Source organism: Paraflavitalea sp. (assembly GCF_059502485.1).
Window position 1 is genome coordinate 573,136 of record NZ_JCACET010000010.1, and the last position, 13,959, is coordinate 587,094.

The window sequence follows — 13,959 nt, forward strand, 5'->3', positions numbered from 1 at the left end:
TAAAAACTTAGCGAATTATGAAAAAGATATTTTTATATACAGTTCTTTTTACAGCGTTGGCTTCTGCCATCAGTTGTAAAAAATACCTGGATATCAATACGGATGAGGATACGCCTCAAAACCCGGATCCTACCAGCGTATTTCCTACGCAGCTGGCGGGTATTCCACGCGGTACGCAATATGATGCCCGCTACCTGTCACGCTATATCCAAAACTGGCTGACCGGCAACAACGCCAACCTCAACACCTGGGACCAACACGGATACGCTTCCGGATCGGATGCAGCTGGTGATATCTGGCGCCAATGTTATTATGGCCTGGGTAAAAACCTTGTATACATCATCGAGGAAAGTGAAAAGGATCAACGCTGGGATGTAGCAGGTGCAGGTCTTGCTTTGCAAGCGCTGATGTTCCAAATGACTACCGACTATCATGGTGATATTGGTTTCTATGGCCTGTTCCAGGACGACAAGGTGTTTTATAAATACACCAGTCAAGATACCGTGTACAAAGGCGTAGATTCTATTTGCCGCAAAGCGATCGACTACCTGAGCCGCAACCTGGAAGCAACTGGCAAGCCTGCTCTTTCACGTGGTGACTTTGTTTACAGCGGTGATGTAGTTAAGTGGAAAAAGATGGCTTATGGTGTACTTGCCCGCAACTATAGCCACCTCAGCAACAAAGCCAGCTATAATGCAGATTCAGTAATCAAGTTCTGCGACCTGTCTTTGGCTGACCAGGCTGGTCTCGATGACTTCGTGATCCCTTTCACCGCCAGCAAGAACGACGACGCGAACTTCTTCGGTACTTACCGGAACAATATGACCGAAACTGTTTCTTCGGTGGCACACCCCATGCGCCAGAGTAACTTCATCGTGAAGCTGCTGGATGGCACTACTTTCCTGGGCAACACGCTTGGCACTTCCCGTGACCCACGTTTACGCCATATGTTGAGCGCTTCTGCGGATACCGTGACCGGCAATGGTGGTTATCGCGGTGCCGACCCCGGCGTAGGTGATCCCAACTCGGGCAGCACTACCGGTGCAGCAGCCCGCAGACGTATCGCCAGCCTCTGGGGCGATAGCACGTATGCCAACCCCAGCTCAGGCAACTTCACTACCAACGTAGGTAAGTTCCTGTTCAGGGATAAAGTGGTTCACCCGGTAATGACTTACTCCGAGATCCAGTTTATCAAAGCGGAAGCAGCCTTCAGAAAAGGCGACAAGACCATCGCGCTGCAAGCTTACCGCAATGGTGTAACCGGGCACATGCGCATGATCAACCGCGACGTATATCCGCTGCAGAACGTAGCGCTGTTCAACGGCACCAAGATCACTGATGCTGAAATAAACTATTACATGAACACGTCTGGCGCAGTGAAAACAACCACTGCAACGCTTAACATGACTGATATCATGCTCCAGAAATACATCGCGCTGTGGGGATGGGGATTTGTTGAAACCTGGTGTGACCTGCGTCGTTTCCACTACAATGTGGACCTCGATGCAGCAACAGGCCTGCCGGTATACAAGAATTTCATCTTCCCGGCCAGCTTCTCTACTACCAACGGCGGATTGCCTGTACAGCGTGTACGCCCCCGTTTCAACTCAGAGTACGTTTGGAACATATCGGAACTGCTGCGCATCGGCGCTCTTTCCAATAACTATCATACCAAACCTATGTGGTTCAGCGAGCCCTGATAGTTTTTTATAACCTTAATAATCAGAGATCATGAAATATAACAATATCATTAAGCTTTGCTCAGCCATCATCTGCGGAAGCGTGCTGCTGATGGGTTGTGAAAAGAATAAATTAAGTCTCAGTGATAACATTGACCCCTCCAACGGCGGCTACTTCAAGCTGGGTTGGGTGAGTCCGGGCATGAATACGCAAGGTGTTCAACTGAAAATAAATGGTCAGCGGGTGAGTAACCAGCTGGGATTCCGGTTTACCTCTACTACCCAGTATGTGATGCCTTTCCCTGGCGGCGGCCTCAATACAGGTGGCAATAACAAGAACGATTATCTTGCTGTAGATACCACCAACCTCCAGATTGAATTGTCGATCCCTAAAGTGGGTACCAATGAAGACTCGCTGAAGGTATATTCCACGACCATGCAAATTGGCCGCGGTAAATATAATACGCTGATGGTGACCGATTCATTCCCCAACGTAACTTCCTACGTGCTGGACGATAACACTACCTATGCCGACTCCGGTTTTGTTCGCCTGAACTTTACCAATGCGATCCCCAATGTAGGCGGCGGGGTAGACTTCCTGGTGACCAACACTTCCAGAACGGATATTGTACTGGCTTCTAATATTCAGTACAAAGAGTCTTCCGGTTTTATTACGATACCGCTGGTAACAGGTACCAATACCTTTAAATTAAGGAAGAATGGTACCACCGCTACGCTTGGCACCACTTATGGCACCAGTTCCGTTACCAATAAACGCTGTTTTACCGTTGTAGCCCGCGGCCACGTCGGAAAAACAGGTATCTGGGGACCGAGCATCTCCCTCATCTTTAATAAATAGTTAAAAACTATAGTTAATTAAAAAAACACCTTGTATCCGCAAGGTGTTTTTTTATTAAATTACTGCCATGAAAAACAAATACTTTAGCCCCCTTGTATTACTATTTTTTTTCATTCCCGCAGCGCATGCGCAAGTCGCTGCACTTGCTGACCTCACTGCAAAAACAGAGCAGGGGTTGTCAAAATTCCACGAAAGCTATCCACAGGAAAAAGTGTTCCTGCAAACAGACAGGAACTACTATGCCGTAGGCGAAACGATCTGGATGAAAGCCTGGGCCACATTGGATGGTAAACCAACTTATCTGAGCCGCATCGTGTATGTAGACCTCATCAATAGCGACGGACAGGTAGTGCATAAAAAGATGTACCAGCTGGACAGCGCCGGCTCCACTGCCTGCGAGCTGCAGTTGAAGCCCGACCTCATCACAGGAAACTATACACTAAGGGCCTACACATTGTGGATGCTCAATTTCCGGGATTATATTTTCAATTCTGAAATATACATATTGGGGATGGACAGGAAGGTGACTAATGCATCCAAAATAACCCCGCAGGTAAACGTCAACTTCTTCCCCGAAGGTGGTGACCTTGTAAACGATCTCGAATCGGTAGTGGCTTATAAAGCGTATGATCAATATGGCACTGCGCTGGATATTACCGGCACGGTTACCGATGCAGCAGGAGCCACTGTTGCTTCTTTCAAAAGTGATCATGATGGTATGGGTTCTTTCAGGCTTACCCCGGCAGCGGGCAAAAGCTACACCGCCAACATTACCACCGCTAATGGCCGCAGCACCAAAGTACAACTGCCAGCCGCCAAAGCAGAAGGGATTGTGATGCGGATCAACAACAACGCGGCAGCCCGCCTCACCGTGATCCTGCAAAGGAAAGCAGCGCAGGAATCGCAATTCAACAGGCTGCTCATTGTAGCGCAGATGCACAATACTACCGTATTCCAGGGTGAAGTGAACTTTGCAGAAGGCGCCTCGGCAGCATCTATTCCTAAAAAGGCTTTACCGCCTGGTATCATCCAGGTAACGGTTTTCGACAGTCTTGGCAATCCGCTCGCTGAACGTCTCGCATTCATCAAAAACACGAATGCGCTGACACCTGAACTGGTAAAAGAAACTATTTCCCTGACACGCAAGGCTAAGAATACGCTCAGCCTGAACCTGAAGGATATCAAGCGTCCCAACATATCTGTATGTATTACCGATGTATCTACCGACAATCTCTCATCGCCGGTAAACATCATCGCTTCTTCTCTGCTTGCCTCAGATCTGAAAGGGAACATCAACAACCCCAACTATTATTTTGCCGCCAATGATACCAGCACGAACAAACACCTCGATGTGCTGATGATGACGCATGGATGGCGCAGGTTTGTATGGAAGGATGTGCTGGCCAGCAAATATCCCGAACTCAAATTCCCGGTCGAGTCATCTATTGCCATCAAAGGAAAAGCTACCCGGCCCGGCACCAACAATATCATTAAGGAGGGACGTGTGAATCTTATGCTGAAAGCTGCGGATTCCACAAAGCTACTGTCGGAAGCGAAATTGACCGATAAAGGAGAATTTATAGTAGACAATCTGGAGTTCAGAGGAGATGCTACCGTTTCCTACCAGGCAACGAATGATAAAAGACAGGCCATGGTCATCGATGTTACGCTCTACCCCAATTATTATGATACCGTGAAAAAGGCACTGGCCTCTGCAGGTATTTTCGACTACGATCCGGTAAAGGGCAACGATAAGCTGAATGAAAGCCTGTTGGCTCAGGTGCATACCGTAGATACTTTTATGAAGGGTCCCGAATACCTGAAGAGTGTAACTGTTACGGGCCGCAAGTTATCTCCCACCGATTCTCTCAACAATGCTTATACTACCGGTCAATACATGTTTGGCGGCCGCAAACTGGCGCCGGGCAAACAGGGTTATTTCAGTTTATGGCAAATGATCCGTACCGTACCGGGCTTTGTGGTGGAGGGGGATATGAAAAGCCCTACCGTTACGCTTTCCCGTACAGCAGGTTTAAATGTATTCAGCGATAACGGCCCTGCCACCGGCGGCGTTACTTTCACGGATGGCGAAGGTTCAGGCCCTGTGGCCAGTGCTCCTGATTATGTGCAGAATGGTATCGCCTTTTACCTGAATGAAGTGCCTGTGAGCCGGGAAGTGCTGGACAACCTTGTGATGACGGATGTGGCTTTCGTAAAAACCTATGTGGGTGCAGAGACCTTTGCAGTAGGGCCTTTCAATGGGGCTATCCTCGTATATACGCACAAAGGTGTTACAGTGGGCAAGAGCATTTATGATAAAACCTTTGCCAAATCACAATTGGGTGGCTACTCACCGGTACGTGAATACTTTACACCCGATTACAGCCTCAACCCCGCGCTGCAAAGCATGCCCGACAACAGGATCACATTGTTGTGGAGCCCACGCATAGTGACTAACAAAGATGGCAAGGCCAATATTAAATTCTTCAACAACGATAAGTCTACCAAGGTGAAAGTGCTGATACAGGGTTTAGATGCTGACGGTCGTTTTATTTATCAGGAGCAGATATTGGAGTAATGTATTTTAGGGGATTTGGATCCCTGGACAGCCCTTCGACAGGCTCCTTTAGACCAGGGTGAGCCGCCCTCCCGCAAAGCGGGACAAGTTTTGAGGGCGACCCACCCTTCGACAGGCTCAGGGTGACAAGACATTGTTTAGTCTCAAACGTAAAGAGGTGACACCTTTCGAAAAGATGTCACCTCTTTACGTTGTATGATAGTTGTTTTACTTAGGAACTGCTACTTCGAGGACCGGTCCTGTCCAAGGCCAGTTGTAGGCCACAATGATGGCTGTAGTAATACCCGCCAGGTCGGCCAGCAGTGAAACCGGGATGGCATAGCGTGTGCGCTTGATGCCTACAGAGCCAAAATACAAAGCCACTACATAAAAAGTAGTATCTGATGATCCCTGGAACATGCAGCTCAGACGCCCCACGAACGAATCAGGGCCTCCATATGCCGGATTGGTCATGGCATCGATCATCATAGCTCTTGAAGCGCTGCCACTGAAGGGGCGCATCAAAGCAGTGGGCAAAGCGGGCACGAAATCGGTATTGAATCCCAATTGTGAGAAAAACCATTGGGCTCCTTTTATAATGTAATCAAACACGCCACTGTTACGCAATACGCTGATGGCGACCAACATCCCTACCAGGTAAGGAATGATCTTTACTGCTACCTCGAAACCTTGTTTAGCGCCATCGATGAAGGCATCATATACAGCGATCTTTTTATACATACCGCCAAGAATAAACACCACAAAAAGGAGCATGATTAATCCCGTACTCAGCACATTGGAAAAGATACTGGCATTGGTGGGCGTCAGGTGCCGCAAGAATACCGCCAGTCCGGCCAAACAGGCCGAACCTACCAGGCTGAAGATGAGGATAGCTACCCACTGCCGGCTGCTGAAGCGCTGTTTGAAGGCCGTAATGATCATGGCGACCATGGTAGCCACAAAGGTGCAGATGACACAGGGAATGAAAATATCTGTCGCATTCTTCGAGCCTACGATCACCCGCTGTGCAATGACGCTTACCGGGATAATGCTTAAGCCGGAAGCATGCAGCACCATAAACATTACCTGTGCATCGGAGGCTGTTTCTTTATCCTTGTTTAACTCCTGCAGGCTTTCCATAGCCTTTAAGCCAAAGGGGGTGGCTGCATTGTCGAGCTGGAGCAGGTTGGCCGAAAAGTTCATCATCATATGCCCCATCGCCGGGTGGTTGCGGGGTACGCCGGGGAACAGTTTACTAAAGAATGGCCCCACGATCCGGGATAATACATTGATGGCCCCTGCCCTTTCCCCGATCGTCATAAAACCAAGGAATAGCGCCATCACGCCGATCAACCCCAGGGAAATATCTACCCCAGTCTTCGCTGTCTCGAACACTCCGTCGACAATAGCTTTAAATACTACTACATCACCGAGGAAAATCAGCTTGATTGCAGCCACCACAAAAGCGATCAGGAAAAAAGAGATCCATAGATAATTCAATACCATATTGGAGAGATATAAAATTAAATTTACAACTTTACCGTCTTATATAAATGACTGCCGGTGACGCCATCGGTGAGCGTAAAATTGAAATGCCCACCCTCCAGCGAATCAATCTTTAAATTAAGCGGCCGCTGAAAAGGGTTATTCACCGGTTTGAGCTGCAGGTTTTGCTCGTTACGGAAATCGGTCAGGAATGTATCCAGTTGGAGTGGATTGATCAACCGCATATATAAGCTATCCTTGCGGAAAGTAAAGATGGGTACCCGGTTTTCCATGTTGGGGTCTTCCACACCGTTGAGAAAATACTTATAGGTCTGCCAGCTTGACGGGATCAAAATGGCTTCGGTAGCTGTACCCTTTTCACCCTTCTTGGAACAAGCCTGGACGAGGCATAATACCAGCAAATAAACGCAGTATTTCTTCATGCCCAAACATACTCAATTCCCACTATTTTTCAATATTATTGGGTATGATACGAAACATACTGCTGGTGACCTGGCGCAACCTTACCAGGAACAAAGTGTACACCATCATCAACATCGTTGGCCTTGCGCTTGGAATGGCAGCCTTCTTACTCATCAACGCTTATAACAACTTCGAAAATAGCTACGACCGGATACATGCCGGTGGAGAACGCATCTATCGCGTGGAAAGCCAGTTTTACAAAGGTGAAGACCTTACCGACGACTGGGCCACCAGCACCAATGGCTATGCCCGTGCTATGCACGACAACCTGCCCGGCATTGAAACTTATGTCCGTATCAACTGGCACCAGGCAGAGCGCATGGTACGTTACAATGATATCAAGTACCGGGAAGAGCATGCCTGTCTTGTGGATAGCAATTTCTTCACTTTCTTTTCCTATCCGCTACTGAGTGGCGATCCGCTCACCGTATTGAAAGAAGCCAACACGGTAGTGATATCCGAAAGCGCGGCGCAAAGATATTTTGGCAAAGAGAACCCCGTAGGTAAGTTTCTCGATATGAGCACGCAGAATAACGAACTGCATTGTATGGTGACCGGTGTATTCAAAGACCTGCCTGCCAACTCATCGTTGCAGCTCAGCATGCTCATATCCTGGGCTACTACGCACCCCCGGGTGAGGGACTTCTGGTACATGCACGAAAGCTATACGTTTGTAAAGCTGCGGCCCGGCGTTGCTCCCGCCAGTATCGAAGCGCAATTCCCTGCTCTTGCTGAAAAGTATAAAACAGGGCCATCTATGAAAGACCAGAAATGGGGCATACAACTGGTACCCTTGCAAGACATCCACCTCAACGCCGCCAAGCAATATGAACTGGAAGTAAAGGGTAGCCGGCAGGCTGTGCAATTGCTAAACATCATGGCATTTGTGATCCTGATCATTGCTTTTATCAATTACATCAATCTTACCACCACCAAATCGCTTGACCGAGCACGTGAAGTGGGTATCCGTAAAATAAACGGTGCAAGGGCGCCTCAGCTCATCTTTCAATTCCTGCTGGAATCTTTTATTATTAACCTGGCTGCGCTGGTGCTGGCCATTATATTGGTGACGACTGCATCGCAGTGGCTGCCTGGATTCCTGAATAATATAGGGGCTCATGGTCTGCTGTTCAACGCGGCTTTGTATACGCGCACAGCGATCGTGTTACTAACAGGCATGATCGTATCCGGCATTTACCCAGCCATGATATTGGTGAGGCTGAAACCGATTACCATGTTGAAAGGACGGTTCACTTTTTCGCCCGGTGGCACGCTCTTGCGCAAATCGATGGTAGCTTTTCAGTTTACCGCCTCTCTCCTGCTCATAGCTGGTACTATTGCCGTTTATCGCCAGCTGCATTTCATGTACACACAAAAAATTGGCACCAGCATTGACCAGACTATTGTGATCAAGGCACCGTCAAAGACGAAAGACTATGCACAGAAAATACAGAGTATAAAGAGCGCTTTCAAAGCTGTACCTGGCGTGACTCAGACAACAGCATCGGGCGCCGTACCCGGCAAGAAGGTTGGCAAGTTCCTCGCCAACAGGCCTTATGGTGCTTCCACAACAGAAGAACGGTTGTATGAAATGTTGAGCGTAGACCATGATTTTATACATGCCTATGGCCTTGAAGTGATAGCAGGCAGGGCATTCGATAAAAACCGTCCTGACGATTCTACCGGCCTTGTGATGAATGAAGCGGCCATCCGGCAATTCGGATTTGCTTCTCCGGAAGCAGCGCTCAACCAGCAGATCTGGATAGAGACGCTTACGCAAAAGCCCAACAAGATCATTGGTGTGATCAAAAACTATCACCAACAATCATTACACGAAGCCTACACTCCGGTGATCTTGTTTATGGACCGGGCACTCAGATGGATACCGGCCGATTATTTCTCCGTGAAGGTGGCTGCCAAAGACATGACTGGCAGTGTAGCGCATTTGCAGAAGGTGTGGCAGGAGTTCTTCCCGGAATCGTCTTTCGATTACTTCTTCCTCGATGACTTTTACCATCGCCAGTATCAACAGGATATACAGTTTGGCAACAACTTCATCGTATTCTCGCTGGTGGCCATCTTCATTGCCTGCATGGGCTTGTTTGGCCTGACTGCTTACTCAACAACACGACGCACCAAAGAGATCGGTATACGCAAAGTAGTAGGCGCTTCCGTGCAACACATCGTTGCGCTGCTTAGCTGGAATACCGTGAAGCTAATACTCTGGTGCAGTGTCGTGGCCATACCTATTGCTTTATTCCTCACCACGCAATGGCTCGATGGTTATGCATTCAGGGCACCGCTCACGTGGTGGCAGTTTGCGTTGCCGGTGGCTGTGCTGGTATTGATCGCCTTGCTTACCACGGCGTGGCTCACCATTAAAGCTGCATTGGCTAATCCTACAACCAGTTTGAGGAATGAATAAAAAGTGAGACCTGCTGTCATCTTAGACAGCAGGCCGTATAAAATGCGATGCTAAATGCTAAGGAAATATCTGAATGCCATCGACCCTTGTGGTGACGCTGCCTGTCTTGGCATGGTAGATCCTGAACCAGTTGATGGCGCTGAGGTTGGGCGTGCCACCTGTGGTGCCGGCTGTACTAAATGACTTGGTGATCAGGTTCCAGCCATTGACCAGCGTACCGATGTTCCAGTTGTATTCGCTTACGTCAGCAGCGCCGCCACTGCCTATTTCGATCTGGTTGGCAGGTCCCAACTTCGTAATGTCTGACACATAGTACCAAAACCGGATGGTGCCGCTGGCAGCAGTAGCGCCGGAATTGAAAGGGGTAAATATTTTCTTAAACTCATCGGTACCGCTGCCAACGGATTGCAGGCTGCCTGTGCCTTCCTGCTTATCCGTCGTATTCACCGACAAAGGATTGCCACCCGCCCAGCCCGTACTGGCATCACAAACATCGAGGTAGTTTGTATAAGGGGTGGTATGTGTAGCCTGATAAGGGATCAAGCCTTTCACCATCTTCTGGCCGTTGTTTACGAGGCGCAGGTAAAAGTCTTTGGAGCACACTACCCCATCTGCATCGAGCGTGAGGAAGTACTTGCCGGCCGGTATCTGGGAAGCATTTTCCGCACATTTAAAAATGGAAGTGGCTTCCTGCGCTTCATCGAACATGGCCACGTACATGCTTTGTACGCCAGCGTTGCGCATGCCTGCAAACTGCGACCATATGAAGTTGCCATACATACGTTTGATCTGATTGCGCGGTGAGGTGGCCTGACCATTTGTATTGGCGAAGGCCGTACCGGGATAAGAGCAACCCTGGTAATCGAGTCCGTTGGCGTTGCAATAAGCAAGGTCGCTAGTGTAGGATGTTTGAAAGTTGGACTGCTTGCCTACCCACCAGGGCATGATCATGTGGCAGGCATTGTAGGCGGGTTGGTTGGGCGTATCGGTAGCAAAGTTGGCCAGCGGCGCCCCGATCACATAACAGCCTTGTGCTTTGAACCAGTTGATCTTCGTTAACCAGTCGGCTGTAGTGCCACGGCCCGATTTGCCTACTCCCCAAAGGCATACTACCGGCTTGCCGTTCTGCATTGCATAAGCGGAAGAAGCTGTCAGGTTCAGGGTGCCCGTGATCGTGTTGGTCCAGTCTACGTCGATCGGATCGGTAGCGCTGCAATCGTACATGATGTAGAACTTGCGGCCATACGTTTGTGCGCCATTTTTCATCATGGTGGCAATGCCATCAAACTGCGCCTTCTTTACACTTCCTACCACGATGGCGCTGCCAAATCTTTGGAGGGCGATGCAATCGATGCCGCTTTGCTGCATCCATTTACAATGTACGTTGGCTACCTGCTGATCGTAGGAAGAGAACATTTTGGCCGGCTGGCCATTGCCCAGGTTACCATTATAAGGAGGCTGTGCGATGCCATCCTGCAGGAAGGGCATGCCTGCATAGCCATTCGTGTACTCCGAGCAGTCGGGCCACATTTCCAGGTTCTGGTGTTGCCAGCTGTTGTAGGGCGATCCATCGCCTGCGGCGGCAAACCAGCCCTGGTAGCCGACTGTGAGTTTACCTACTACATCGCCGGGTGGCGATGCGAGGTCGGTAATGGCATCGGGTTGTGGTGGCGTTTTACCATCTGCCACTATTGGTTTGGAGCAGTGGGGCATTAAAGCGATGGCACCTGTCAGCACAATAAAAGCAGCTTTTTGAATGAATTGTTTTTTCATATGACTTTGTTTAAATGGAAGAATGCAAACGTTAGGGGCTAAATGTAGAGTCGGGGGATTAATGAAGGCTTAATAATAGATTAACCGGCCTTGTTATAGACAAGACTATTTGAGGTTATTAACGGACGCACGTTGTGCCAAAAGCGTACACCTTCAGCAAGTTGCAGCTGTAATACTTGTTTGGCATTCAATAAAATAACAAAATGGCATCTTTATGGTGAGTAAAGTTCCGGAAGGTAACACCTTCTTTTGCTACGTGAGCGAAAGGTGTCACCTTCCGGAGCCGTCCCGTCACACCAAAACTCCTCAGTATGCTCAAAAGTTATTTTCTGATTGCCTGGAGAAATCTTTGGAAAACGAGGGTTTCTTCTTTTGTCAATATTGTGGGGCTTAGCACCGGCCTATTGTGTTTTATAGTTATCCTGCTGTATGTAAAGACCGAGCTTGGTTTCGACAGTTATCATAAAAACGCAGCTCATATCTACCGGGTGGTAAAAGACTTCAGGAATGATGATGGGACTCGCATTCCTGATGCCACTACCCCATCTGCCCTGGCCAATGCCTTGCGCAACGATCTACCCGAAGTGGCCACCGCTACCCGTGTGTTTCCTGCATGGGGACGACAGTTCCTCATTCTCTACCAGGACAAAGGTTTTTATGAAAACAACCTGCTCCGCATCGACAGCAACTTCTTCGATGTATTCGACTTCCCTTTTACACACGGCAACAAAGCCAATACCTTCCAGACCGTCCGGTCAATTGTACTGACACAATCATCGGCCCGGAAATACTTTAACAATCAAGACCCTATCGGCAAAACAGTCAGGATCAATATCAACAACGGCCAGGACTATATAGTAACAGGTATTGTAAAGGACGTACCTAAAAGCTCTCACTTCACTTTCGATTTTTTAATACCTTTTACCGCCGGGCGTGACTCTGCCACCAATGCAGACTGGAATGGTTATAGGTTTTATACGTATGTATTGCTGAAGCCGAATGCCAATGCTGCTTCTTTTAAAGAAAAGCTGCAACCGCTGTTCAATAAATACCAACCTAAAAGCAAGAATGTATATTATGCTCAATCGCTTACAGACATTCACCTGCGATCGAACCTGAAATGGGAACTGGGCGCTAATGGCGATCTTTCTTATATCAGGATATTGACTGTCATCGCCATACTGGTGATCATCATAGCCGGCATCAATTATGTGAACCTGATCACTGCGCAATCGCTAAAAAGAGCCAAAGAGGCAGGCATCCGTAAAATAGTGGGGGCTTCAAAACGACTGCTTGTGATGCAATTCCTTGTTGAAGCAGTGAGTACTGCGCTGATCTCGTTCATCATTGCGCTGGTGGCCTTCTTCCTGTTATTGCCCTTCCTGAACCAGCTTATGAACAGCGACTTGTCGCTGATCCTGTCGGGCAACTGGCAACTATGGCTGGCATTAACGGGCATCGCACTGGCCATTGGCCTGGTAGCTGGTTTATATCCGGCGCTTTACTATGCAGCCTTCGAACCCGTGAAAGCGCTCAAGGGAAAATTTATTACTTCGCTGCGTGGGGTTTACTTCCGTAAGAGTATGGTAGTTTTTCAATTCACCATATCCATCGTGCTTATAGCCGGCTTTATCACCATCTACCGCCAGGTTGATTATATCACTCAAAAGGACCCGGGATTCAATAAAGACAATGTATTGCTGGTACCCAATGTAAGTGCTACAGGCCGGGAAGCAGCTGGCGCCAAAGGTTCCTGGCTGGATGAACTGAAGCGTCTACCTGCTGTAACGGACGTGGCGAGGGCCAATGGTGTTTTGGGAGGTATGAATGCCGTGAACGGTGTGAGCTCCGGTGCAACCGGGAATAATATATCGCTCAACTTCATACGCATCGACCATTCTTTTCTGCCCGCACTGCAGCTTGAATTGGTAGCAGGGAGGAATTTCTTCCATTCAAGAAGCGACAGTACGTCTATCATCTTAAATGAAAAAGCAGCAGCACAACTGGGGCTGAAAAAGCCTTACGTGGGTCAACAGCTCGAGTGGGATGATGCACCCGGGAAGACGCATACTGTTACCATCGTAGGTATTACCAAAGATTTTCACTTTACTTCGCTGCATGAGCCCATCAAGCCTTTTGGCTTTTTATCGGAAGATAGTGGAAGCACGTTTTTTATAAAACTTCGCTCGCAAGACCTTTCAAAAGATATCGCCGCTGTTCAGCAAGCATGGACGCATTACAACCCTGACAAGCCTTTCAATTTCTCTTTCCTCGATGAGCAGTTTGCCAGGCAATATCAATATGATGTACGTTTTAAAAATCTTTTCTCTTCGGTAACCGTGCTCGCTATTCTTATAGCGGCGTTGGGATTATTCGGGTTATCTGTCTTTACTACAGAAGCACGTGGCAAAGAAGTGAGTATCCGAAAGGTACTGGGCGCATCGGCGGGCTCCTTATTTACCTTGTTGTCAAAAGAGTTTTTGCTGCTCATCCTCATAGCGGCCATAGTCGCATTTCCCATAGCCTGGTGGGCTATGCATGCCTGGCTGGAAGGTTTTGCTTATCGTATTCAGGCTGGCTGGTGGATATTGTCCGCAGCAGGTGGTATGGCCGTCCTCATAACATTGTTAACAGTGGGTTTCCATACCGTAAAAGCCATTTCGGCCAATCCGGTGAAGCGCCTGCGATCAGAATAGGG

At 48.6% G+C, this 13,959-nt stretch carries 8 protein-coding genes; 5 read left to right on the forward strand and 3 right to left on the reverse strand.

Going from position 1 to position 13,959, the window contains the following annotated elements; genetic code table 11:
* The first annotated feature begins 17 nt into the window (after positions 1 to 17).
* The 3 genes from AC5JBY_RS19630 (at position 18) to AC5JBY_RS19640 (ending at position 5,116) form a co-directional block, all read left to right on the forward strand.
* Entirely contained in the window at positions 18 to 1,700 is a 1,683-nt protein-coding gene (locus AC5JBY_RS19630) for a SusD/RagB family nutrient-binding outer membrane lipoprotein (RefSeq protein WP_495906344.1), read from the forward strand.
* A gap of 31 nt (positions 1,701 to 1,731) precedes the next feature.
* The gene (locus AC5JBY_RS19635) at positions 1,732 to 2,538 is read left to right on the forward strand and encodes a hypothetical protein (protein WP_495906345.1); all 807 of its coding nucleotides are present in this window, start codon (positions 1,732 to 1,734) and stop codon (positions 2,536 to 2,538) included.
* A 67-nt stretch (positions 2,539 to 2,605) separates the two neighbouring features.
* Complete coding sequence (locus AC5JBY_RS19640) at positions 2,606 to 5,116, forward strand: MG2 domain-containing protein (protein WP_495906346.1); 2,511 nt, start codon at positions 2,606 to 2,608, stop codon at positions 5,114 to 5,116.
* A gap of 207 nt (positions 5,117 to 5,323) precedes the next feature.
* Here AC5JBY_RS19640 and AC5JBY_RS19645 read toward each other — a convergent pair whose 3' ends face one another.
* Positions 5,324 to 6,601 carry a nucleoside recognition domain-containing protein gene (locus tag AC5JBY_RS19645; RefSeq protein ID WP_495906347.1) on the reverse strand — a complete coding sequence of 426 codons (1,278 nt, stop codon included), beginning with the start codon at positions 6,599 to 6,601 and terminating at the stop codon, positions 5,324 to 5,326.
* A 23-nt stretch (positions 6,602 to 6,624) separates the two neighbouring features.
* Complete coding sequence (locus tag AC5JBY_RS19650) at positions 6,625 to 7,023, reverse strand: hypothetical protein (RefSeq protein WP_495906348.1); 399 nt, start codon at positions 7,021 to 7,023, stop codon at positions 6,625 to 6,627.
* Between the two features lie 44 nt (positions 7,024 to 7,067).
* On the opposite strand from AC5JBY_RS19650, the gene AC5JBY_RS19655 reads away from it, so the two are divergent.
* On the forward strand, positions 7,068 to 9,488 hold the full coding sequence (locus AC5JBY_RS19655) for an ABC transporter permease (protein ID WP_495906349.1): 2,421 nt from the start codon (positions 7,068 to 7,070) through the stop codon (positions 9,486 to 9,488).
* Between the two features lie 57 nt (positions 9,489 to 9,545).
* Here AC5JBY_RS19655 and AC5JBY_RS19660 read toward each other — a convergent pair whose 3' ends face one another.
* Complete coding sequence (locus tag AC5JBY_RS19660) at positions 9,546 to 11,261, reverse strand: glycoside hydrolase family 99 protein (protein ID WP_495906350.1); 1,716 nt, start codon at positions 11,259 to 11,261, stop codon at positions 9,546 to 9,548.
* 311 nt (positions 11,262 to 11,572) lie between these two features.
* On the opposite strand from AC5JBY_RS19660, the gene AC5JBY_RS19665 reads away from it, so the two are divergent.
* Positions 11,573 to 13,957 carry an ABC transporter permease gene (locus AC5JBY_RS19665; protein WP_495906351.1) on the forward strand — a complete coding sequence of 795 codons (2,385 nt, stop codon included), beginning with the start codon at positions 11,573 to 11,575 and terminating at the stop codon, positions 13,955 to 13,957.
* Positions 13,958 to 13,959: the final 2 nt, after the last annotated feature.